This window comes from Microcoleus sp. T2B6 (assembly GCF_036700475.1).
Classification (GTDB): domain Bacteria; phylum Cyanobacteriota; class Cyanobacteriia; order Cyanobacteriales; family Microcoleaceae; genus Microcoleus.
Map to the genome: position 1 here is coordinate 14,225 of NZ_JAUBOZ010000015.1, position 24,115 is coordinate 38,339.

General features: G+C 45.3%; 21 protein-coding genes. 12 read left to right on the forward strand and 9 right to left on the reverse strand.

All coding sequences use genetic code 11. The features are described 5' to 3' along the window. Positions 1-229 precede the first annotated feature (229 nt). Positions 230-1,744, reverse strand: a complete 1,515-nt coding sequence (locus tag QUA00_RS09270) for a phospholipid carrier-dependent glycosyltransferase (RefSeq protein ID WP_333409425.1) — start codon at positions 1,742-1,744, stop codon at positions 230-232. A 123-nt stretch (positions 1,745-1,867) separates the two neighbouring features. Here QUA00_RS09270 and QUA00_RS09275 point away from each other — a divergent pair, with 123 nt between their 5' ends. Beyond that, on the forward strand, positions 1,868-2,017 hold the full coding sequence (locus QUA00_RS09275) for a hypothetical protein (protein ID WP_333409426.1): 150 nt from the start codon (positions 1,868-1,870) through the stop codon (positions 2,015-2,017). Next, complete coding sequence (locus tag QUA00_RS09280; protein ID WP_333409427.1) at positions 2,014-5,679, forward strand: CHAT domain-containing protein; 3,666 nt, start codon at positions 2,014-2,016, stop codon at positions 5,677-5,679. The genes QUA00_RS09275 and QUA00_RS09280 overlap by 4 nt, the downstream gene beginning before the upstream one ends. Positions 5,680-5,800: 121 nt before the next feature. Here QUA00_RS09280 and QUA00_RS09285 read toward each other — a convergent pair whose 3' ends face one another. From QUA00_RS09285 to acsF, 3 genes are all read right to left on the reverse strand, one after another. After that, complete coding sequence (locus QUA00_RS09285; RefSeq protein WP_333409428.1) at positions 5,801-7,198, reverse strand: site-specific DNA-methyltransferase; 1,398 nt, start codon at positions 7,196-7,198, stop codon at positions 5,801-5,803. Further along, a complete protein-coding gene (locus QUA00_RS09290) occupies positions 7,195-8,076 on the reverse strand; it encodes a hypothetical protein (RefSeq protein WP_333409429.1) in 882 nt (293 codons plus the stop codon). Before QUA00_RS09290 ends, QUA00_RS09285 begins: the two co-directional genes overlap by 4 nt. Before the next feature lie 162 nt (positions 8,077-8,238). Beyond that, a complete protein-coding gene (gene acsF, locus QUA00_RS09295; protein WP_333209316.1) occupies positions 8,239-9,315 on the reverse strand; it encodes a magnesium-protoporphyrin IX monomethyl ester (oxidative) cyclase in 1,077 nt (358 codons plus the stop codon). Positions 9,316-9,801: 486 nt separating this feature from the next. On the opposite strand from acsF, the gene QUA00_RS09300 reads away from it, so the two are divergent. Together QUA00_RS09300 and rpmF are read left to right on the forward strand one after the other, a co-directional pair. After that, on the forward strand, positions 9,802-10,278 hold the full coding sequence (locus QUA00_RS09300; RefSeq protein WP_333409430.1) for a TM2 domain-containing protein: 477 nt from the start codon (positions 9,802-9,804) through the stop codon (positions 10,276-10,278). 176 nt (positions 10,279-10,454) lie between these two features. Beyond that, entirely contained in the window at positions 10,455-10,628 is a 174-nt protein-coding gene (rpmF, locus tag QUA00_RS09305; RefSeq protein WP_006632406.1) for a 50S ribosomal protein L32, read from the forward strand. Positions 10,629-10,670: 42 nt separating this feature from the next. Here rpmF and queA read toward each other — a convergent pair whose 3' ends face one another. Beyond that, on the reverse strand, positions 10,671-11,813 hold the full coding sequence (gene queA / locus QUA00_RS09310) for a tRNA preQ1(34) S-adenosylmethionine ribosyltransferase-isomerase QueA (protein WP_333409431.1): 1,143 nt from the start codon (positions 11,811-11,813) through the stop codon (positions 10,671-10,673). Positions 11,814-11,970: 157 nt separating this feature from the next. Here queA and QUA00_RS09315 point away from each other — a divergent pair, with 157 nt between their 5' ends. Continuing rightward, entirely contained in the window at positions 11,971-12,360 is a 390-nt protein-coding gene (locus tag QUA00_RS09315) for a hypothetical protein (protein ID WP_006632408.1), read from the forward strand. A gap of 353 nt (positions 12,361-12,713) precedes the next feature. Here QUA00_RS09315 and QUA00_RS09320 read toward each other — a convergent pair whose 3' ends face one another. Beyond that, a complete protein-coding gene (locus tag QUA00_RS09320) occupies positions 12,714-13,307 on the reverse strand; it encodes a YraN family protein (RefSeq protein WP_333409432.1) in 594 nt (197 codons plus the stop codon). A gap of 14 nt (positions 13,308-13,321) precedes the next feature. Here QUA00_RS09320 and QUA00_RS09325 point away from each other — a divergent pair, with 14 nt between their 5' ends. The 3 genes from QUA00_RS09325 (at position 13,322) to QUA00_RS09335 (ending at position 15,674) form a co-directional block, all read left to right on the forward strand. Further along, the gene (locus QUA00_RS09325) at positions 13,322-13,837 is read left to right on the forward strand and encodes a pentapeptide repeat-containing protein (protein ID WP_333141352.1); all 516 of its coding nucleotides are present in this window, start codon (positions 13,322-13,324) and stop codon (positions 13,835-13,837) included. Between the two features lie 295 nt (positions 13,838-14,132). Continuing rightward, positions 14,133-15,134 carry a DMT family transporter gene (locus QUA00_RS09330; protein ID WP_333409433.1) on the forward strand — a complete coding sequence of 334 codons (1,002 nt, stop codon included), beginning with the start codon at positions 14,133-14,135 and terminating at the stop codon, positions 15,132-15,134. Between the two features lie 21 nt (positions 15,135-15,155). After that, entirely contained in the window at positions 15,156-15,674 is a 519-nt protein-coding gene (locus QUA00_RS09335; RefSeq protein ID WP_333141347.1) for an SET domain-containing protein-lysine N-methyltransferase, read from the forward strand. A 511-nt stretch (positions 15,675-16,185) separates the two neighbouring features. Here the strand turns inward: QUA00_RS09335 and dnaG are convergent. After that, positions 16,186-18,213, reverse strand: coding sequence for a DNA primase (gene dnaG / locus QUA00_RS09340; RefSeq protein ID WP_333409434.1), 2,028 nt, complete (start codon positions 18,211-18,213; stop codon positions 16,186-16,188). A gap of 261 nt (positions 18,214-18,474) precedes the next feature. Here dnaG and QUA00_RS09345 point away from each other — a divergent pair, with 261 nt between their 5' ends. The 3 genes from QUA00_RS09345 to QUA00_RS09355 all read left to right on the forward strand — a co-directional run bounded on the left by QUA00_RS09345 (position 18,475) and on the right by QUA00_RS09355 (position 22,625). Further along, entirely contained in the window at positions 18,475-19,410 is a 936-nt protein-coding gene (locus QUA00_RS09345; protein ID WP_333409435.1) for an NAD-dependent epimerase/dehydratase family protein, read from the forward strand. A gap of 155 nt (positions 19,411-19,565) precedes the next feature. Further along, positions 19,566-20,510: an Rpn family recombination-promoting nuclease/putative transposase gene (locus tag QUA00_RS09350; protein ID WP_333409436.1), complete on the forward strand. Its 945-nt coding sequence runs from the start codon at positions 19,566-19,568 to the stop codon at positions 20,508-20,510. Positions 20,511-20,528: 18 nt separating this feature from the next. Then, positions 20,529-22,625: a tetratricopeptide repeat protein gene (locus QUA00_RS09355; RefSeq protein WP_333409437.1), complete on the forward strand. Its 2,097-nt coding sequence runs from the start codon at positions 20,529-20,531 to the stop codon at positions 22,623-22,625. A 67-nt stretch (positions 22,626-22,692) separates the two neighbouring features. Here the strand turns inward: QUA00_RS09355 and QUA00_RS09360 are convergent, their stop codons facing one another. Further along, positions 22,693-23,430 (reverse strand): hypothetical protein, encoded by a 738-nt coding sequence (locus QUA00_RS09360; protein WP_333409438.1) that lies wholly within the window; start codon positions 23,428-23,430, stop codon positions 22,693-22,695. Then, the gene (locus QUA00_RS09365) at positions 23,427-23,753 is read right to left on the reverse strand and encodes an MgPME-cyclase complex family protein (protein ID WP_333409439.1); all 327 of its coding nucleotides are present in this window, start codon (positions 23,751-23,753) and stop codon (positions 23,427-23,429) included. Before QUA00_RS09365 ends, QUA00_RS09360 begins: the two co-directional genes overlap by 4 nt. 114 nt (positions 23,754-23,867) lie before the next feature. On the opposite strand from QUA00_RS09365, the gene QUA00_RS09370 reads away from it, so the two are divergent. Beyond that, on the forward strand, positions 23,868-24,074 hold the full coding sequence (locus QUA00_RS09370; RefSeq protein WP_333409440.1) for a hypothetical protein: 207 nt from the start codon (positions 23,868-23,870) through the stop codon (positions 24,072-24,074). The last annotated feature ends 41 nt before the right edge of the window (positions 24,075-24,115 follow it).

Sequence of the window (24,115 nt, forward strand, 5' to 3'; positions counted from 1 at the left end):
TTTTCTTGTGGAACGGGCCGGAGAGCCCGTTAGGAACAGGCTTTTCGGCCTGTTCCACAAAACTTAATTTTCTTGTGGAACGGGCCGGAGAGCCCGTTAGGAACAGGCTTTTCGGCCTGTTCCACAAAACTTAATTTTCTTGTGAAACGGCTTTCCGGCCTGTTCCACAAAACTTAATTTTCTTGTGGAACGGGCCGGAGAGCCCGTTCATAAAGGAATTATTTTTAACTTAAACCCAAGACGGCAGCCACATCCGAATTTTCCATTCCATTTGCGACAAAGGCAGTCCCAAATAGATAGGCATCCAGAAAATAAAAGCACCCAAAACCAGAAAAATAATTGTTACCCCCATCCCTCGGAGTCGAGTTTGAGGGCTGTGCAGCCACCTGTCAACCCACCAAGCAAGTGCTAAGCCTGAAAACACAGAACAGCCCATATAATGGTACAAAAATATGCAGCGAGTCACCTTCACCCAAGGCAGCAAATTAGCAGCCCAATTAACTATTAAATATAACGCCAGCCACATTTCAGCAGTCGGCGGAAACAAAATCGGCCACTGCTGTTCTATCGTGTCAACAGAAGCCTCGCTGCGCGTTTGCAGCCACACCAAAATCCGGTGAACTAAAACTCCTATTACTAGCAGTAAAGCTAAGGTTGATAGCCACCAAAGGAAGGGATTTCCCATCGCGTGAACGTCAAAAATTGCCTGATTTGCACCTTCAGGTAAAGGCGGCAAAACCGGATCTGGTTGGGCATTGCTGCTAGCAGTTTTGTAGAAGTAAACTATGGGGCGTAGCATCAAAGGCCAACTGTACCACGTGGAACAGTAAGGATGTACATCTGGGCCACTTTTAATCCGCTGGTGATAAGTCAAAATTTCCGTTTGCATCTGCCAGAAATTGGGAGTTGGATTAAAGTGCAGGTGAGGAATCCAAGAGATGCTGTAAACTAGAATAGGAATAATAGCTAGACTCAAGCCGAGTTCTATAAAATTGAGTTGAGTCAGTTTTTGTACTGGACTTTCGGCAGGAATTAGAGGTGAATCTCCCTCGCGGCTTTGTTCTTCATTTCCTCTGTTACCCTGGATGAAACGAACTGCCCAAGCACAGATTAAAATTAGATAAGTACCGAAAAGAAACCACAATCCGTTCCATTTGATAGCCGCAGATGCGCCGAAGCCTATCCCGGCTAGTACCAGCCAAAGCCAGCGCTTTTTGCCTTCTGCTTCTACGGATTTTAAAATAAATAACTGACCTAAAATCCCAAATAAAACCAGATAAATGTTGTTCAGCGCGTAGCGAGACTCAACTAAAAACAAACCGTCGCAGGCAATCAATAAAGCAGCAAGAAAAGCAAAGGTGCGGCGCCTAACTAGCTGATAAGCTAGGGCTCCCACAACTAGGGGAATAAAGGAACCTGTGAGAGCATTCAGCCAGCGGTAATCCCAAGGAGAAAGCAGGGAGCCAGCCATACTGTTGACGGCTGTTTTTCCGAAGGGAAGGTGAGTGCCGATCCAAATGCCGATCGCAATTATGTACTGGCTCAGAGGCGGGTGAGCGTTGAAAAACGGAGTTTTGGTGAGATAATCGTTGGCAAATTTAGCGTAATAAACCTCGTCAAATACTAAAGTGTTAAATCGCTCTAGTTCCCAAAAGCGTAGACTTAAGGAAAAGAGGAAGACACCGAGCATTGCTAGGGAGAAAATAACATTCGATTGGTTAAATTGTTTCTTCTTGATTTTCATAAAACAGCAGCAAATAATAGATACTAAATTTGAGGGCGATCGCTAATTTTAAATTTCTGAGTTGAGAGTAACGTAAAATAGGACTTGTGCAGAAACCGAATTTTTCATGAGGAACCGGGTTTTTTGGAAAAACCCAGTTTCTTAAACCCGGTTTCTAATAATGCTTGGAGAGTGCAGCGAGAAGCAGTAGCCACTATTGTTTCACCAACTGCTCCCCATCTAATTAGCAAGCCGGAAGGAAAAGCGGGCATCACAAGGTGCGATAGATTATGATAGCAGCTAATCATGTCTTTTTTGAGCGAGTGCTTATGAATCCCATACTTTCGATTGGGGGGCGTTGGGGGTTAGCTGTAGGTGCGACTATCCTGATGGGCTCTGCCGCCGCGCCAAATCCCCAGACATTTGAAAGTTTTGCTGATTTCTGTACCAACAAAGAGAATTTGACCCCTGAAGCCAGACATACGGTGGAGGTGTTGCTATCAAAAGCAAAAACACAAGAGTGCGATCGCGCTCAAACAGCACTGACTAATCTCACAGAACTTTCCCTAATTCGCAATCAAATAGTCGATATCAAACCATTATCAAAATTCACCAATCTGAGAGAGCTCAACCTCAGTAGAAATCAAATAACAGATGTGCAACCCTTATCGGGACTGACTAATCTGAGATATCTCACCCTCACTTCCAATCAAATCTCTGACGTGAAACCATTATCTGGACTGACTAATCTCACACTACTTTACCTAGCTGACAATCAAATAGTCGATATCAAACCATTATCAAAATTCACCAATCTGAGAAAGCTCAACCTCAGTAGAAATCAAATAACAGATGTGCAACCCTTATCGGGACTGACAAATCTGAGATCCCTCGTCCTCAATTTCAATCAAATCTCAGACGTGAAACCATTATCGGGACTGACTAATCTGACAGAGCTTTTCCTCGAAGCTAATCAAATCGTAGATGTAAAACCTTTAGCGGGATTGACTAATCTAACAGGGCTGTCCCTCGCATCTAATCAAATTGTAGATGTGACACCTTTATCGACAATGACGGAGTTGAATTTTCTTTATTTGAGTGGCAATAAAATTGCAGATGTGAAACCATTATCGGGATTGACAAATCTGATAGTGCTTTTCCTAGCATCAAATCAAATCGCAGATGTCAAACCTTTAGCGGGATTGACAAATCTGCCCACCCTAGACCTCAGTAGAAATCAAATCGCAGATGCCACACCTTTAGCGGGATTGACAAATCTAACTAACCTAGACCTCAGTAGAAATCAAATCGCAGATATCAAACCTTTAGCGGGATTGGTATATCTGACCACCCTCGATGTCAGTAGAAATCAAATCCCGGATGGAGAAGCCGATCGATTAATTCAGAAAAACCAACAACTATTAAATCAAAAAACAGATGAAGCCGAGCGATTGCTTCAGGAAGCTAAGCGACTATTGGCTCAGGAAACAGCAGCATCTTACCAGGATGCCTTGCAAAAGTTTGATGCAGCGCGTTCGCTTTATCGAATGCTTAGAAATTGGGAGGACGAAGCTTACACGCTGAATCAAATCGGCTTCATTATTAATAGATTAGGAGACAGACAGCAAGCCCTGAACTACTACAAGCAAGCTCTTTCTTGGCATCAGACTATACGCGATCGCCCTGTGCAAGCCCTCATCCTCAACAACATTGGGGCCGTCTACTATGCTTTGGGAGAGAAACAGCAAGCCATCGACTACTATAACCAAGTCCTTTCCTTAATTCGGGAAATGGGCGATCGCCCTGAAGCAAGTATCAACCTCAGCAACATCTCGAACCTACCCGCAAACAGCGATAGATCTTTGGTCAATCGCACTGCGGAAGCCACCACACTCAACAACATCGGCTTAGCCTACAACGATTTGGGAGAAAAACAGAAAGCAAAAGAGTATCTTAACCAAGCCCTTCCCTTATTCCGGGCTATGGGCGATCGGACTAAGGAAGCCACTATCCTCAACAATATTGGCATAGTCTACTATGATTTGGGAGAAAAACAAACAGCCCTCGACTACTACAAACAAGCCCTCGATTTGAGACAAAAAGCGGGCGATAGGCGTGGAGAAGCCAACAGCCTCAACAATGTAGGTAATACTTACTCAGAATTGGGAAAACTGGAGAAAGCAGAAGAATATTTCAACCAAGCCCTGCCGCTGTTTCGCACTGTGGGCGATCGTCCTGGGGAAGCCCTCACCCTCTACAATAGGGCTATTCTCAAAGGCGATCGAGGCAATTTAATCGCAGCCCTCACTGACATTGAAACCTCCATCAAAATCATCGAAAACCTCCGCACCAAAATTACCAACCACGAACTCCGCATCTCATACTTTGCCACGGTACAACACTATTACCAGTTATACATTGACCTGTTAATGGAACTGCACAAAACCAATCCCAACTCTGGTTACGATCGCAAAGCCTTAGAAGCCAGCGAAAGTTCCCGCGCCCGCAGCCTCCTCGAACTTCTTCAAGAAGCAAACGCCGATATTCGCCAAGGTGTCGCCCCGGAATTATTGCAGCAAGAACGCAATTTACAACAGCAACTCGAGGCCTTAGAAACACGCCGAATCGAAACTCTAAGCCGCCCCAATCATACCCCCGCAGAAAAAGTAGAATTAGACCAAAAACGGCAAACTTTACTAGGACAATATCAGGACATTCAAGCCCAAATCCGCTCCACCAGTCCCCGGTACGCCACCCTCACCCAACCGCAACCTCTAACGCTGGCACAGATTCAACAACAAATCCTCGATGACAATACCATTTTACTCCAGTATTCTTTAGGGAAACATCGTAGCTATCTCTGGGCTGTGACTAAAACCAGTATCACCAGTTATGAATTGCCCAAACAGGTTGACATCGAAAAAGCCGCCCGCAATTTCCGCAATGCTGTGACTAACCCGCGCTACCGAAACATTCCCGATCGAGTTGCTGAAGCTAACAACACGCTTAGTCAAATTATTTTACAGCCCGTAGCAGCACAACTCGCTCAAAAGCGCCTGCTGATTGTTGGCGATGGCATTCTCAATTACCTCCCCTTTGCCGCCCTCTCGCTCCCCGAAACACCCGGTGAAAATGGCAATCCGCCTTTAATAGTAGACCATGAAATTGTGCTTCTGCCTTCAGCTTCCACCTTGGGAATATTAAGACAAAACTACAATGACAGACAACCTCCAACTCGGACTTTAGCAATGCTCGCCGATCCAGTTTTTAGCGGTGACGATGAACGAGTCAGAACCCAGTCTAATAGCGCCAATCCCCAAGCAATAGAATCAGTCAACCTCGGTTTAAGCCGGTCTAGCCGCGCCAATAACATACAGTTGAGCCGTTTAAAATTTACACGCCAAGAAGCTCAAATTATTGAAGCGTTAGTACCAGCTAATTCTCGCACCGCATCTTTGGATTTTGCAGCCAGCCGCGCCGCAGCAACCAGTCAGAACTTAAGCCAATATAAAATCATTCATTTTGCCACTCACGGTTTAGCGAATAGCACTAACCCGGAACTATCGGGAATCATCTTGTCACTGGTAGATGAAAAGGGCAATCCATTAAACGGATTCCTGCGACTTACTGATATTTTCAATCTCAAATTAGCAGCAGATTTAGTAGTGTTAAGTGCCTGTCAAACCGGAATGGGGCAGAACATCCAAGGCGAGGGCATGGTAGGATTAACACGGGGATTTATGTATGCAGGGGCTCAGCGAGTGGTGGTGAGCTTGTGGAATGTGGACGATGAAGGAACGGCTACGTTAATGTCGAGTTTCTATCAGGGAATGCTGCAAAAAGGGTTAACGCCAGCGGCAGCATTGAGGGCGGCGCAACTGGAAATGTTGAAGCAGGAAGAGTGGCGTTCTCCTTATTATTGGGCAGCTTTTAACCTTCAGGGGGAATGGCGATAAATTTTAGGAAAAACAGTTAGGATATCAAGTTTGATTAATTGCTGATAAATCTTATATGGTAATAGTCGAGCAAATTTTTGCGATGTGGCAGAAGGCTTTTTGTGATTTTTTTTGTACGCTGCTACTGCCATTCTATCCATTGCCTCACAATATTTTCTAGTTCCCCAGCAAACGAATCAGTTGCATAAAGATCAAAGTTATTAATCATCTCGCTTTTTTCTAAGGGAGACTCAGCTTGAAATATAGATTCATCTAAGTTAAAAAGCGATAATTGGCGAGACTCGTCATCCGATGGATTCTGGTGTACGGATGTTTGCTGGCTGACAAAATCGCCCATCCGTTCGCAACCCTTAGCAAAACGGCGCAAAGTAGTTGCGATCGCCTCAGAACTATTATCAATTCCTATCCATCTCCTCCCAAACTCCGAAGCAACACTCAAAGTCGTACCCGAACCGGCAAAGCAATCGAGCACTAAATCATCAGGATTTGATGAAGCTCGAATAATTCTACTAACTAGATCACGGTTTTTCTCAGTTGGATAACCTGTAATTTTAATATTCTGATTGTGAGCATCGCGAAACTCTAGCCAAATATCTTGTACGGGAATCCCGCTACTGCTATCCAAATATATCTTGCGACGGGGATTTCCTGTTGCAGACCAATATATTTCCCCTCTAGCATCCATTTCATCTAGTGTTTGAGGTGGAAATTGCCAATGCTTTCCCGGTGGCGGATTCATCCCTCGCCAAGACTTTCCAGTTTCGCCATTTCGCACTCCAGGCGCATGAATCGGAACCTTTTTATATCGCCGTCCAGTTTCCTTTTCAATGTATTCATATTCTTTGTTGGCGCGCTTATCTGTCCATTCTTCAACAGGACGATTCCAGACATAAGTATCTGATTTACTATAAAACAGGATAAAATCTGAAACATTGCCGTAAGTCTTTTTTGTGTAGTTCTTTGGATTACATTTTTTGCGAGTAATCCAATTTCTAAAATTGCGTTGACCAAAAATTTCATCCATAATCACCTTGATATAAAAAGCCATTTTATCATCAAGATGGACATATATTGAGCCGTCATCAGCTAATAACTCTCGCAAGAGTATCAACCTCTGACGAATAAATTCAATATAGCTGTTCCCTCCTAATAAGTCAGAATAAGCCTCAGTCTGAGAACGTGATTGAAACACACTTTTAGTTGCAAAAGGCGGATCTATATAAATTAATCTTACTTTACCTTTTACTGAACTATCTTTAAGTAAAGATGCTAAAATTGGTAAATTATCTCCATAGTAAAGACGGTTCTCATTTGCCAGACATAGCTGTTCATTGCTAGACCACAGTTTTACACATTCAGCTTGATGAGTGTCTAAAACTTCACTTGCAGGCACTTTTCCTGGATATGAAAAGCACGCATCCAAGCTATTGTTTAATGAGCTTTCACTAAAATTAGATGCAGCTTCACCCTGCGATTGTTTTTTTGAAATACCCGTAGCCATTGTCACTCCTATTTTCAAGAACGCAGCCATTCCACTGTAATCCGATCTGGAACCATACGCAGTGTCAATACCATAATCTTATCTTGCCAGCTATTTTCAATATTTGCGTAGTCCTCCCACATCGACCCGAGTAAGAGACCAGGCCCATCATTCAGGAAAATTACTTTAGTTCTTAAGTTATGATTTTGTGTATAACTGAGGATTTCATCAGCGCAGCTACGATAACCACCTGTTCGGTCGTCTTCTTGGGCACCGCCTCTATCTGAATCATATCTTGCCAATCCTATTGCTAGCAAGTCATTTTCATTAATATCGTAAATCACAAAATCAACAGGACGTTTCGGGTTGGGATAGTGGGCGAAGACATTTCCCATCAGGATATCTTTTCCAGCTCGCTCTGGCCCTCTGATTGCCAAGTAGGGAAAGTGTAAGCGGAATAAGGAGAAAAATCTTTCAGTTAAGTCGTATCCCTTTTTTCCGCGACTTTTGTATTCCCACAATAGAGCCGACATTGCCTCATCGGGAATTGGACGAGTCATATAAGCAGCTTGAACTTCTTGAACAGACCTAAAACGTGCTCCGAACTGATTGCAAATTTCCGTTGCCTTTTTTTTCCTTCTGAGCATTTCCACGGGAAGCTCAGGGCTGACATACTTGCGAAACACCCTAAAAAGTTGAACTCGCATCCATGTGCTGGGAACCTCTGAAATCTGTATAAATAGACGCACTGATGATTCAGAAGTCCTGAGTAATTGCCCAAACATTACTAGAACAGGTTCGTAAAGTTGGCAAGCCTCCTGCAATATATCGGGATAGTATTCTCCGGCAGTCAAGGTGATCCAGTTGTGTCCATCTGCTTTGTAGTCTGCAAAAGAGTTGCGTCTTCCCGAACTCATATCACTCATTCCTCATCTCACAATTAACTCCTGCATAAAGTTCCTTAATTTAATTTGAAACCCGATCGCACGCCGCCCCTGAAAACTAATCTAACATCATACCAAAAAAAAGCGGTTCTGCTTGCTGCAGAACCGCCGTCACAGAGGATGAAAAATCAAAACTTAACGCACAGCGCCCTGTACTGAAGGTGATTCAATTGTTTTCATGAAGTACAGCTTCACTAATTGCCAGCCGTTCGACAGATACAAAGGCAATTTTTGGAAAAACTGCAAGAATTTCGGAGTATTAGAAGCAACAATTGCTGTCAATTTCTGATTGTTCTTGAGGCAAACATCCAGGCGTTCATAAAATTCTGGATTGTTCACGTCCAGCATGACAGGGAATACGCGGCCTGCTGTTTCGTTGGTCTTTTTAATCACTTCGATGTCGTATTCGCGAGCATCGAGTCCGAGCGATCGATAAAAACCGGCGCGCTGGATATCATTGAGATACATTGTCGCGAACACTGACAGCAAGAAGAAACGGCACCAAAGCTTAGCGCGCCAATCATTCAACATCTGAGGCTGAGCTCTCATCACCGCATCGAAGAAATCTCCGTGGCGGTTTTCATCCTGGCACCAATTTTCAAAGAATCGGAAAATCGGATAAATCTGGTCTTCAGGATGGGCTTTTAAGTGCTGATAAATCGTGATGTAGCGCCAATAACCGATTTTTTCCGACAAGTAAGTCGCGTAGAAAATAAACTTCGGCTTAAAGAATGTGTAACTGCGGCTCTTTGTCAAGAAACCCAAATCCAGGGACAAATTAAAGTCGGACAGCGCTTTGTTGAGGAATCCGGCGTGCCGCGCTTCGTCCCGCGACATCAGGTTGAAACCCTCGGCGAGCACTGGATTTTTGTCTTTGAGCCTGCGTCCCAATTCTTTGTAAAGCAAGAACCCAGAAAACTCAGCGGTGCATGAACGTTCTAGAAACTCAATGAACAACTGGCGTTTTTCGCCGTCAATGTGATCCCAAGATTGAGCGAACTCCTCATCCCGCACGAAGTGGTTTTTGTTGTAGTCAACGCGGAACTCTTGGATAATTGCTTCTAGTTCGGCTTCATTTACCGAGATGTCCATTTTGGCCATCTCGTCAAAGTCGGTTGTGTAAAATCTCGGCGTGAGAATAGTTTCTTTGGCTGGGGCTTTCACTCCCGGCCGCAGTTCTTCAAAAGTGGGTTTTTTGAGGGAATCTACCATATTTTTATTGGATTTCTGCTTATAACTACTCGCTTGTTTCCATTGTCGGGTACTGCGGGCGATCGCGCTCGTGTATGTCCGGCCAGCGCTGGCGGCGCGCTTGGTTTGGCGCTCCGTGTGGAATCCAGGTCTAAGCTGCTGTAATTTCCACGCCCTCCAGTTTACCAAGCTCTCGCCCGCGCAAATATGTTGCTGGCGTTAAGAATTGCTACGCAAAATTACTCACTGGGCATGGGCATGGGGCATGGGGCATGGGGCCTGGGGCATGGGGCCTGGGGCATGGGGCATGGGGCATGGGGCATGGGGCATGGGGCATGGGGCATGGGCATGGGGCATGGGGAATTGGGGAATTGGTAGTAAATAACCAATAACTTCGGACAATACACAAATATCTGCTGGTGTCAAGCTGTTTAAACACGAGATAGAAAGTACAAAATGTATAGAGGGACTCCAATTCTTAGAATAATCAGGCAGGACGGTCAGAAAATGAGCAATTTAGGTGTTAGTTACCTTTTATGGGCAGCTTGTTTTTTCGGCCCATTCGGACTCCACCGCCTCTACAACGGCAAGATTGGTACGGGTTTGCTGTGGCTGTTTACCTTTGGTTTGTTTGGGTTTGGGCAATTGTTTGATTTGCTGTTGCTGCCGAACATGGTGGACGAACACAATGCCAGTCTCAGGGGCAAACTCGGCGTATCTCGCGAAGGTATACCGCTATATCCAGTCAGCGGGGCGATCGCCGCGACATACCCCAAGCCAACTCCAGACCAGTTAGGGGTTAAACTCCTGAAGGCAGCTTATACCAAGAACGGAAGATTATCTGTCACCCAAGGGGTGATGGCAACCGGCGCTACTTTTGCCGAAGTGGAAGAGGCTTTCACGGCACTGCTCAAAACGGGTTATGTGAGTATCGAGAACGATGCCGTCACTGGCGTCGTGATCTACCACTTTCACGAACTTTAGCTGCTGCGGGTGCGTTACCTAGGGGATTTTGTCTATTTTTCCATAAGCTAATGGCTGACGCACCCTACTACTTGATATGGCTGGCCCAGCATTTGTTGCCGTTTTTCGAGTAAGCATTGCCGACAAAATCGGCTAGAATGTTTGTTTGTCTATATAAGCAGAAAGTATTTAGCGTCATGGCAGTCCCTAAGAAGAAAACCTCCAAATCCAAGAAGAATATGCGTAAGGCCACATGGAAGCGCAAAGCTGTAGTGGCAGCTCAGAAAGCTCTGTCTCTGGGCAAATCTGTTCTGACTGGGCGTTCCAACAGCTTCGTGTATCCCGGCAATGAAGAAGAGGAGGAAGAATAGAAACGGCATACCGGGCATAGGGCGAACCCGATGCCCGATCGATCAATCCTTTTTTGCTTTTGGTAAAATCAGCATGGCATCGCCAAAGGAATAAAAGCGGTACTGATGCTCGATCGCTTGTCGGTACAAATCCAACAGCCGAGGCCTTCCTATCATGGCACTTACCATCATCATCAAAGTAGAGCGGGGCAAGTGAAAATTGGTAATCATCCCCTCTACAACCCGCCACTTGTAACCAGGGTAGATAAACAAATTAGTCGCGCCGCAAAAAGGTTGCAAGGAAAAATCGCCACTCGCGGCGGCGGCTCCCTCTAAAGCTCGCACTGCTGTGGTACCCACCGCAATGATCCGCCCGCCTCTGGCTTGAGTTTCCCGGATTTTCTCGACGGTGGCGGCGGGTACTTCCACCCATTCGCCGTGCATTTTGTGAGCCGTCACGTCTGTCACCTCCACCGGGCGAAACGTCCCTACTCCGACGTGTAAGGTGACAAAAGTTTTTTCGATTCCCCGCTGTTCCAAGCGGCTGAACAATTCTTCGGTGAAGTGCAGGCCTGCTGTGGGGGCAGCCACCGCCCCAAGCCGATCGGCATAAACAGTTTGGTACTGTTCGGCTGAAGCTTGGGAATTTTCGATGTAGGGCGGCAGGGGTACGTGGCCGTATTCGTCCAAAAACTTCACCAGATTCTCATCTGTGGAGATGTCAAACTCCAACAGCCGTCCCCCTGTTGCGTCGTCCCTCTCTATAACTGTTGCAGTCAATCGACGACGATGGGGGGGCATCGTGGCATCGGGAAGGCAACAGCAAGGAGTTGTGGTCGAGTCCTCACAGGCAGGGGCGATGGGATCAAACTCAATTTTTGAACCCAACTTTAAGCGTTTCCCCGGTTTAACCAAAGCCAGCCAACAGTTGTGCTGCCGTTCTTCCATCAACAATATCTCCACAGCCGGGCCGTTGGGTTTGTGCCCGTAGAGCCTCGCTGGCAGCACGCGGGTGTTGTTCAGTACCAGCAAGTCGCCCGGTTGCAGCAAATCGGGTAAATCCCTAAAAATCCGGTGTTGGTGGCTGCTGGGAGAATCTACAGCCAGCAAGCGAGAACTGTCCCTCGGCACTACGGGATTTTGGGCAATGCGCGAGGGCGGAAGTTCGTAGTCGTAGCCGTCCAAAGACCAGTCCATCTCTGTCATCGGGTGAATTCCTGTGCGATCGATCTGTCAACTGGGTAACAAATTGGGTAAAAACCCCCATTCAAAGTCGGGTGCTTTTCCCCTTGTGGTGGCGGGTAGAGTCCGCGACGATAGAGGTATAGCATCAGCTTTGCTCATAAGGCTCATAAGGATCGTTATGGAATACCTCTACTACATCGCCAATACTAGCCTTACTCTGAGAGTCGTGGATTACCTACGCACGGCTCATCATCTTCCCTTGCAATTTATCACTGTTATTCACCAAATTGACGGCTGGGTGGTAAAGGTGAAAATGAGCCAATACTTAACTCCCGAAATGCACGGGGATTTTCGGGCTTTTATGAACGAACTCGGGATTCCTTACGATCCTGAAATTCGCTTGCAAATGGCGCTTTGGAGTTTGGAAACCGGACAGTCCCCACTGAGCGTGATGCGCCGCTACCAGGTGGCCGTGGTTTGTCACGGCAGCCCTGATCGTAAGGAAATTGAAGCCTTTCGCCAGCAGTTTGTCAAGGGTCTGGGATATTGCCCGGAAACTCTCGCCTAGATTGCTACGCATATAAATTAACTCTTATAGCCTTTCTCAGTAACATGAGGTGCTCTGGCGGGCATAGGGCATAGGGCATAGGGCATAGGGCATAGGGCATAGGGCATAGGGCATAGGGCATAGGGCATAGGACAAAGCCCCCATACCTCACAACGCTTGAGAATCGCTATATGACAGAACAGGAGAGGGAGAGAAGGGGGAAGCGGGAGAAGATTTAACGCTTTTTTCAGCTCCGTTAAAGCTCAAGAGAGAAATGCGCGACAGCCTAGGCAAGTTAACAATTAGTTAACAATTAAAAATTACCTAGTGGCCTTGCTTTGAGATTTTACCCTCTAAATTTTAATTATATACTTTTAAATGCTAAAAGCCGAGCGAATGTATTCTTGCAGGGTGAGTCGGTAGTTTCCTGCAACGGCGGATTGAGAGTTCGCTGCAGTTAATGGTGGTAATATTCGCTTAGTGTTTTGTTGTGAAGGTTCGCACCTGACTAAGGCGACATCAAAGCGACAAGAATTATTTGCTAAATCTGGGTGAGTGCTTAAAAATATTTCGGCTGTCTGCCACAGCTTGGCTTGTTTTGTTGTGCTAACAGCTAGCATTCCACCCGCATCCCAATTTCCCCGGCGGCGAGTTTTTACCTCTACAAATGCTAATGTTGGGGAGTGGTGATTGGGAAGAACTTGGTTTTTTGCGCTTTCTTCATCTCTTCCGAGTGCGATGATGTCAATCTCTCCCCAGCGACAGTGCCACTGCCGGTGCAGGATTTCCCAACCTTGCTGCTGCAACCACTCGGCGACTAAGTTTTCTCCCAATGTGCCGATATCCCTAGAGTTTGGGGATTGGGGGCAATTGGAGTCAGCGGTGGCTAACGGGCGATTCCCTACGGGATAGCTACGCTTGACGCTCTTTCTGGTAGAATCCAATTCTGAACTGTCACGACTGCCCATTAGCTTGAACTTGTATGATGATTTCTCGAATTCGCCAACATATTTATACTTTCTTGCTGAGTTTTGTTATTTTAGCAGTAATTGCCGCTGGGGCGATCGGCATTAATCCCGCACCTGCTTTGGCTTTGGATCACGACAAAGAAATCCTAGTCGGCGCTGATTTTAGTGGACAAGTTCTGACTGACGACAGTTTTAATAAAGCTAATCTTCGCAACAGCAATTTTACTAAGGCAGATTTGCGGGGTGTCAGCTTTTTTGCGGCCAATATGGAAGAGGCAAATTTTGAAGGCGCTAATTTCACGGGTGCTACTTTAGATTTAGCTCGCATGATGAAAGCAAATTTAACTAATGCTATCCTTGAGGGTGCTTTCGCTTACAATACCAGGCTGGAAGGAGCTATTATTGACGGTGCTGATTTTACAGAGACACTTCTGCGAGACGATATGATAGAAAAACTTTGTAAAGTGGCAAAAGGTACTAATCCCGTGACGGGTAGAGATACTCGCGAAACTCTTTTTTGCGATTATTAAAAGGCTAATTAAACAAAACTTACCCCGCGTGCGGGGTAAGTTCCATGTAAACTCTCTGGCAGTAGGGCGATCGGGATTGAGCCACGGCCCGATACATGACTGCAATATCAGCGGAACCCCCAGCAAATCGAAGATTTTCTGCTGTAAACGAGTCGGCGTCAGGTCGAAACTAACTGCAACACCCGCTAGTTTAGGCTGCATTCGAGTTTAAAATATTGAATTTTATTACTTTAGTCAACCTCTTGACGGTTAACTAACGGAATTTAGTTCCATTGCTAATGAATTAGGCTACTCAATGACTACAGAATTAAATAGTGGTTCTCAAAGATCGCCAAACACTCTCCATGCTTGGGGTATAGCAGTGTTGCTCCTTGTCACCCTAATCTGGGGTACAAGCTATCCGGTTATCAAGGGAGCTCTCAGCAGTCTTTCTCCTTCTGCAATATTTGCAACCCGCTACGTAATAGCAGCGTTGCCGTTTACCCCCTATTTGCGCTTCCTGAATTTTTCCCTGCTACGGGATGGAGTCTTCTTATCACTCATACTGTTTCCTGCATCAGTCCTCCAAACCCTTGCCCTTGAGACGACTTCTGCCGATCGTGCTGCATTCATTGCCAGTTTCAACGTCATCCTAGTTCCTCTGCTAGGGCAACTGCTAGGTAGGCAGGTGTTCCTAAAAACTTTCCTCGCCGCAGGACTTGCCATCTTTGGCATTGGAGTGATGTGTTGGGAGAGTGAACAGCTAGTGCTCGGCGATCTGTTGATGTTGGGCATGGCTTTTCTCTACTCGATCTACATTCTTAAGCTTGAGTCCACCACGTTGCGCCACCCCATTTTGCCACTCGCTGCGATCCAGCTTTGGGTGATAACAATATTTTCTTTAATTTGGGCCGCTCCCGATCTGCTTGCACAACAGGAGGCAATTGGCGCGAATCTTGGTATTCTTTTATATATTGGCTTATTTGATACTGCTGCTACGATTGTGCTTCAAGTATTAGCTCAACGATGGGTTAAGGCTGAGGACACGGCGCTCATGTATACTTTCGAGCCGATTTCCGCAGCGATTTTCTCGTTTCTACTACTGGGAGAGAAACTGGGAGTACGCGGTCTGATTGGCGCAGCTCTTGTAGTGGTGGCAATGGTTTTTGGTGAAAGCAAATCTCAGGGCACTGAGCAGAATGGCGAAATACAGGTTAACGAGTCGATTGTTGCAGCGCTGCCAGATTCGGATACTGAGCCCATTAACCCTCCAGCGTCGCTTCCGAGTAACCTCGTGGAAGTAGAATTAGATTTGTAATTGGTATTAAGAGTGAGGAAAATGGGTTTCGATATTTTCATCCAGCAAACAGAGAAAGGTAGAGGCGTTTTTGCCAGCCGAGACTTCTGTAAAGGTGAGACTGTGGTGGTTGGACGCCGAGTCGATATCTTGCCCGAAAGAACTACTCACACCTTTCAGATGGACTTTGACCTGCATATAGAATCAGATGAACCGGGATCAGTGATCAATCATTCTTGTAGCGCAAACACAGGGGTTCGGAATAATCAATTCGGAGCCTACGATTTCGTGGCATTGGTTGATATTCCTTCTGGAAGCGAGATTACCTGGGATTACTCTTCAACAGAGTACAGTTTCATTGACATTCCCAAATGTTGTTGTGGCTCCACCGAATGTCGATCCAAGCTCCTTGGATATAAATTTCTCCCTGACGAAATCAGGAAAAAGTATGGTGAGTTTATCGCCGATTACCTCAAGGTAACGGCACCTGAAACGGAACTTCCCCCGCGTACTCTTAAAGTTCCTAGTATTGCCCCCGTCAGTAAGGCGATCGGGCTTTAGCCCCCGCCGGATACATGACTAGAATGTCAGCGGAACCGCCAGCAAATCGAAGGCTTTCTGCTGTAAAGGAGTTGGCATCGTCAGGTCGAAACTAACTGAAACACCCGCTAGTTTAGGCTGCACTCGATTTTTAGCATCGTCGATAAATTAGTCACTAAGGTCCGAAAACTTTGAACGGGAAACTTCTCCAAAGTAAGCTTTGTTGAAGCTTTCCATTTCGCCGGAGTAGCAAACTAAACCTGGACAACCACCAAACCAGACTCCCAAGGATCTAACTACTCGTCATCCTCGAACAACAACAATGCTAATGGCGATCGTATATCCCATCTAAGTTTGCTTCCATTTCCATCTTCTGGCTGTTTCGTTCGTACCTGATTTTGGTTCATAAGCTGTGGCGGCATTTAAATTGTATGTCAAAAAAAATCAAAGTGTTGTGGGGTGGGCGTCCCGCCCGCCCTGAATATACAATTTAAATGCGCGACAGCTTAACAAGGACTAAAGTCTTTAACTCCTAGAAATTCCCACTCCAAGGTACGGATGTTAAATCGTAAAAATTAACTTGACGCAGCCGCTCTAATTCCTTAAGCCATTCTTGTTCGGCACAGAATAGTTGGTGATATTCTATAGCCTCTTCGCCACTGCTAGCGGCCTTGGCTTTTTCCCACATATTGAGTGCAATTCGGCGGCGCTTCATGCTGATAATTTGCTCGATACAGGCGAGGGCTGATCTAATTACTAGAGGTGCGCGATAAACATTTCTTTCTGAGAACTCATTTAAGTGAAATAAATGCGAGATTTGATTGAGTTGATTCGGATATTCAATGAAGCTATCTTGCAATTTCAATATTAACTCTGAAGGCGCTACTTGTAAAGACATTTTGTGCAATATTTCTGCATTCACAATCTGGTGCCACAAAAATCTGTGGTGAGAAAGGCTAAACTGCACGTCTCTAGCTTCTATTGCCTCTCTGACATCTTGGCGGTATTCGGGACAGTGCAAATAAATCTGCAATAATTGCGCTTCTGCTTCTTCTAAAAGACTGCGGGCTACGGCAGATAAGCTTGATTTTGAGTTTTTGTTTTCGCCGCTTGCACGCTGCTTTTTATATTGTTTGTTCGGCTTCAGCTTGTTTCTAATTAACAGGGGCATTGTCAATGATTCGTCTTGACTCTGCCGCTTTGCCCAATCGCTGACTACTTGGTTTAGCAAGTTTTCAGCAATCATTTTGGTGAGTCTAAAATCTCCTTTGCTGAGAATTTCGGCGCACTTTTGCAGGTAATGTGCTAGCTGATTGTCGTCAGTGATATTAGTTAATAAAGTAATTATTTTTTTTGTAATTTGCTGGGAAGTATCGGCTTGCTTCAAATCTTGATTGACGAGCATTTGTTGCAGTTGCCAGTCGAGCCACAACGGAGCATTTTCGAGCAATTCTCGATATTGTTCTGGGGAGTATGTTTTGAGGTATTCGTCGGCATCTTTGCCGTCGGGAATGTTGAGTACCCGCAGTTGCACTTCTCCTTGATAAGCGAGTTTTTCTATTTCTCCAATCGCGCGTTCTGCTGCTTGAGTTCCTGCTTTGTCGGCGTCAAAGTTGAGGATAATTTGTTTGGAGTCTGTGTAGCGCAATAACTGCCGTACTTGGTTTAAACTTAAGGCTGTGCCGAGGGAAGCGACGGCGTTGGAGATGCCGGCGGCCTGAAGTGCGATCGCATCAAAGTACCCCTCTACAACCACTGCGCGATCGGCTTTGCTAATGGCTGTTTTCGCCGTATCTAAGGCGAATAAAGTTTTGCCTTTATCGAAGAGTTCTGTTTCGGGAGAATTGAGGTATTTCGGCTGTTCGTCGCCGAGAGCTCTGCCGCCGAAACCGATGACTCTGCCTTGGGTGTCGCGAATGGGAATCATAATGCGATTGCGGAAGCGATCGTAATAACCGCTGCCGCCATTTTTTCGGGGTACAATTAATCCCGCTTGTTCTACTAATTGCGCCGGATAATTTTTCTGTTCTACTAAATAACTGTAAAGTGCTTCCCAACCTTGGGGTGCATAACCTAATTGAAATTGTTGGATAGTTTCTTCGCTTAGCTGGCGCTCTGATTTGAGATATGCTAAGGGTTCTTCTCCTTGAGTTTGTCGCAAAGCGTGTTCGTAAAAGTTGGCTGTTAGTGCTGAGATTTCATAGAGTTGTTCGCGCAGAGAAATTTGCCGCTGCAATTCTTGTCGGTGTTCTGGTTCAACTGTTTTGACGGGGACTTGATAATTTTTAGCTAATTCTAATACTACTTGGCTGAAAGGGCGTTTCTCCAATTCCATGAGAAACTTAAAAGCATTGCCGCCTGCACCGCAGCCGAAACAATAATACATTTGTTTGCCGGGACTGACAGTAAAGCTGGGAGATTTTTCGTCGTGAAAGGGACACAAGCCTACGAATTCTTTCCCGCGTTTCCGCAAGACGACGCGACCGGAAATAACGTCTACTATGTCGGCTCTTTGTTTGACTTCTTCGATTGTTTCTGGATGCAGCCGGGGAACTTGCATAGGGCTATTTTAGGCAAATTGAAATTATTGGAGAAGGAAAGCACTACACGGATGAGGACACGGATACACGGATGAATTATCGAGTCTGAGTGATTTCTCATGAGATTCAAAATCCCAGCCCCCTTAAAAAGGTGAAATAATCAGTGTCAAAGTCACCCTTTTTAAGGGGGATTTAGGGGGATCTCCGGGGATAGAAAACACGCCCTAGGGCCTAACTTTATTGTAAGATATTTACACTAACTGTAAGGAGCATCGAAAATAATGCGAATTTTAATGATGGGCGGTACTCGGTTTATCGGGGTTTATCTTACTAAGATTTTAGCAGCACAAGGGCATGAAGTGGTGTTGTTTAACCGGGGCAACAAGCCTGTACCGGTTGCGGGCGTGAAGCAGATTCAGGGCGATCGCACAAACGTTGAACAATTGCACGACAAGTTATCGACGGTCGAGTTTGACGCGGTTTTTGACAACAACGGCCGTGAACTCAGCGATACAAAGCCTTTAGCTGAAATATTTAAAGGGCGGGTGCAGCACTTTGTTTACATGAGCTCTGCGGGGGTTTATTTGAAATCGGATCAAATGCCTCATATTGAAGGGGACGCTACTGATCCTAAAAGCCGGCATTTGGGTAAATGCGAAACCGAAAATTACTTGGCCGAGTCCGGTTTGCCTTGGACTTCGATTCGCCCGACTTACATTTACGGCCCCCAAAATTATAACGATTTGGAGGCTTGGTTTTTCGATCGCATTGTGCGCGATCGACCGATTCCGATTCCCGGTAACGGAATGCACTTCACGCAGTTAGGGCACTGTCAGGATTTGGCTAAAGCAATGGCGGCGGTTTTGGGGAACGAAAGGGCGATCGGGCAAATTTACAACGTTTCGGGCGATCGATTTGTCACCTTTGACGGTTTAGCCCGCGCCTGCATTCAAGCGGCAGGCAAATCTCCTGATGCTATTAAGATTGTACACTACGATCCGAAACAATTTGACTTCGGCAAAAAGAAAGCTTTTCCGATGAGATTGCAGCACTTTTTCGCTTCAGTTAATAAAGCTGTTACCGAGCTTAAATGGCAGCCGGAATTTGATTTAGTTTCTGGCTTAAAAGATTCTTTTCAGAATGATTATGTAGTTTCGGGGCGGGACAAAGCTGAGATAGATTTTTCAGTCGATGACGAGATTTTGAAAGCCGTTTGAAGTTAAGTTATAGTGGGAGCATCTCAATAGCAAAAATCTAGCACCCGCCCTAACCCTCCCCTTAGTAAGGGGAGGGAACAAGAAACATAGCAAACACACTGTCACAGTAAGGTTTGCAGCCGTGTTAAGTCCAAATCTCGAAGGAGAAAAATAACATGAGATTTATCAATCCCAAAATGGATTTTGCCTTCAAAAAAATATTTGGCTCCAGCCAAAGTACAGAGATTTTGATTAGTTTCTTAAATGCCATACTCTATGAAGAAGAATCGATCATTAAAAGCTTAGAAATCCTCGATCCTTATCTTGGCCCTCAAGTAGCCGGAGCTAAAAATAGTTACTTAGATGTCAAAGCGCTACTTAATGACGGCACATTTGTGATTATTGAAATGCAAGTTTTGAAGGTACAGGCCTTTGGCAAGCGAGTTTTGTACAATGCAGCAAAAACCTATGCACTCCAATTAACAAGGGGAGAACTCTACAAGCAATTGCGACCTGTGATTGCTTTGACTATTACTGATTTTGAAATGTTTCGCGGCGAGCAAGATGTGATTTCGCATTTTGTCTTCAAAGAAAGAACTCGCTTGTCTGATTATCTACAAAATGACATTGAGTTAGTATTTGTAGAGTTGCCAAAATTTAAGAAAGAATTGGATCGACTGGAAACTCTTACGGACAAGTGGATTTACTTTATCAAAACTACTGGCACTTTGGATGAAGTCCCTCAAACAATGGTCACAGTCCCGGAAATTCAGAAAGCATTTGAAATTGCCAATCAAGTTAGTTTGACACAGGAGGAATTTAACATATTACAACAGCAAGAGTTTTTTGCTCAAGATCAAGAGGGTTCAGTGGCTTTAGGTCGGGAAGAAGGCAGACAAGAAGGCAGACAAGAAGGCAGACAAGAAGGCAGACAAGAAGGACAAGTAGGGTTAATTATGCGTTTGCTGAGTCGCCGTTTAGGTCAAATAAACCCGGATATTGAAAGCCGCATTAGCCAATTGCCGATAGACAAATTAGAGAATCTTGCAGAAGCCATGTTAGATTTTTCTAATGCCGAAGATTTAACAGCTTGGTTGGAAGCTAATTCTCCAAAAGACTAGGAATATTGGGTAAATCTCATGCTTGGAATAACACTCGGCAATCGCTACAGTATTATCCGTCACTTGGGAGGCGGCGGATTTGCTCAAACTTATTTAGCTGAAGATAAGCAGCTACCAGGCAATCACCTCTGCGTCGTCAAGCAGCTTAAACCTCATGCAACCGATCCCGAAACTTTAAAGGTAGCAAGACGTTTATTCGATACCGAAGCACAAGTTTTGTACAAGTTGGGAAATCACGATCGCATTCCCCGACTTTTTGCTTACTTTGAAGAAAATCAAGAATTTTATCTTGTTCAAGAATTTATAGAAGGCCACGATTTAAGTCAAGAAATTACGCAAGCTTCTCCGGGAACTGCGGGAGTCATGCAGGAGGATGCCGTCATTTGTATATTGCAAGAACTTCTCGAAATTTTAGATTTTGTACAGCAGCAAAATGTGATTCACCGCGATGTCAATCCCCGCAATATCCTCCGCAGAGATAGAGACGGAAAATTAGTTTTAATTGACTTCGGCGCCGTCAAAGAAATTACTACTCAAATCACCACTCCTCAGCCCAAGAATAGCTTGAGTGTCAGCATCGGTACTCCCGGTTATATGCCCAGCGAACAAGCTCACGGCAACCCGAAACTCAGCAGCGATATCTATGCCGTCGGTGCGATCGCAATTCAGTTCCTCACTGGCATAAATCCTCACCAAATGCCAAGGAACCCCGATACAGAGGAAATTATTTGGCAGGACAAAACATCAGTCAGTCCTGAATTTGCGAAGATTTTAGATAAGATGGTAAAGTACGATTTTAGGCAACGTTATTCTAGTGCCAGCGAAACGCTGCAAGCTATTAAAGAATTGAAAAATTCTTTCAGCGGTACAGTTCCTGTATTGCCTCCGGTTGCTGCTGCGAAGGGGCCGGTAAAATCCCGAAAAAAACTGTATTTAAAAATATTGTCGATCGCCAGTTTAATTGGCATCAGTATTATAGCATCTATTTATGGTGTAAATACTTTTAATGCGGCCAATGCAACTGACCTGTACAACCGAGGTAATACTCTTTACAATTTAAGCCGATTTGAAGAAGCTCTGGCCGCTTATGAGCGAGCAATAAATCTCAGGCCTGACTACGCGGAAGTGTGGCAGGAAAAAGCCAAAACTTTGTACGAATTGAAAAAATACCAAGAATCGCAGTCAGCTTATGATAAAGCCATAGAATTAAAGCCGGAATACTTGGAAGCTTGGACGGGACGCGGTTATGCTTTGGATAAGTTGCAACAGTCTCAAGAGGCGATCGCATCTTTTGATAACGCTTTGAAAATCCAGCCCGACTATGCTGCAGCGTGGGAAGGCAGAGGCGATGTTCTCTTAGATTCGCAGCGGTACGAAGAGGCCATCACTTCCTACGAAAAAGCCGTAAAATTTCAGCCCAATTTGTACCGTGCCTGGTACAATCGCGGACAAGCTCACCAAAAATTAAAACAGTACGATCGAGCCGTAGAATCCTATCAAAAAGCAGTTGAAATCAAATTCGATAATTATGAAGCTTGGTACAATTTAGGCAATGTCTTCCTAGAATTAAACAAAAACCAAGAAGCTTTTGAAGCCTACGAAAAAGCCGTGCGATTTCAGCCCAAGTTTTATCAAGGCTGGTACAGTAAAGGCATCGCTTTCCTGAAAATGCGGAGGCATGAAGAAGCGGTAGAAGCTTACGAAAAAGCTGTTAAATTAAAACCTGATTATTATCAAGCGTGGTATAATTTAGGTTGGTCATACCACGAATTACGCAAGTACGAACAAGCAATTGAGTGTTACAGCAGAGCCTTAGATTTAAACCCGAAAGAATATCAAGCGTGGTACAATAGAGGCAATGCTCAGTACAATTTGCAGCGGTACGAAGATGCGCTAGTCTCTTACAATGAAGCTGTCTATGTCAAGCCTGACTACTCGGAAGCCTGGTACAGCCGCGGCAATGCACTGGTGGCGGTAAAAAGATACGAAGATGCGATCGCCTCCTATGACAAAGCAATTCGCTACAAACCCGATTACGGAGCGGCAATGGAAGCAAAAAAGCGGGCAGAAAGTCAGCTAGGAAGCAGCCCGCTAGAATCGAAACAACAACAATAATTGTTATTAGTTCCCTTAAGCGGACTTTGTTTGACAAGAAGCAATTTGAATTGCCAAGTTTTATCTTTCAGCGAACAGCGGGAGAAATTACGGTAACTCGGCGGCTGTCTACTAACATCGGCCAAAAACCTCGATCGCTCAATGCTTTTACGGCATCAGTAGCGGCGTTTTGATCCGTTGTATAAGCGACGAATAAAAAGGGACGCTGGCCATAGGAAGCTAAGCCTACTTGCGTGCCGAATGCTTGCCTGACTTGGGCGGCTAATTCCGGTTGGTTGAAGTAATCTACTAACACTGCATAACCAGGGCCCAGGGGTTGGGGATTGAAGGCAAGATTACCGGTTGAAGGATTGGTGATTGGTTCAGAACCTGGTGCTGGCTGAGGGCTGTAGACTGGCAAATTTTGGGGTAGTGCCGCTGCGGGCGATCGTACTACGTAAGCTTGCAATCCGACAACATCTTCGATGTATTTAACCCAATCGCTGGCGATTTGCGAGTCGCGAAAGCCGCCAACTCGCGTCACCGTGTCGTTGATGTACTGACAAACTGTGTTGTTAGTATTTCCAGGGAAAGAGCGTTTTGCTCTTTCTTGCTGTTCGGGTGTTGGGGTGACAATTAACAGTAGATATTCATCGGACTGGGGCGGTTGACAGCTCGACTCAGCTTTAACAGAATTCGATAAAATTGTCAATACCAAAAGGGCGATGGAAGTAGCAGGAAATAGGGGTAGAGACAAAATAAATTTGTACAGTTTACCCCTAATTGTTGTTAGTTGTTGGGTCTGATATTTGGCTATTTTATTCATGCTGTCTGTAGGGATGCAAGGGCATCTGGAATAGTTGGTGATGGTGCTGGAAATTCACCTGTCAGTACATATTCTAATCGCAGTTTCAACCAGGTGATGAAGACAGGATCTGTAGAAATAATAGCGGCGGCTGGCTGAGGGCATTTTGCTTTAAATTCTGCCATTGTTGGTGCTTCTAGGAAAGCTGGCTGTTTGACTAACCAGAAGTCTATTTCTTTTTCTTGTTCGTTGTAGTTGCGAGTTCTTTCTTTAAACACTTCATCTAGGGCTTCTTCTTCTAGCAAAAAGCGTTGGCTGGCTAAAACGTAGTAGTAGGTTTGCATTTTTCTCGGTTGTTAGGGGTTGACGGTTAGCGGTTAATGCCGCCTGTACCGGCCAGTTTTGCTGGTCAGGGGCGGGTTTGCCGAGTTGCGGTCGTTGGAGAGTTCTAGACTCTTGTGCCGTTTACTTTACCTTATTTGCTGTCATCTTGGGTAGATGCAGAGCAAGTCGCCTCAGAAAAATTTTTGGTGGTGAGAGTTGGGGGAGTTGTGAGAGTTGCGAGAGTGGCTGGTTTTTTTGGGATTTGGGCGATTATTTTTCGGGCTGGTGATTTTCGGGAAAATTTAGGTGACAATAGGAAATTAGATGGAATTGCAGGTTGAATAATTACCAATTATTGAGGCAATCTGGGGGCGGTTAAACC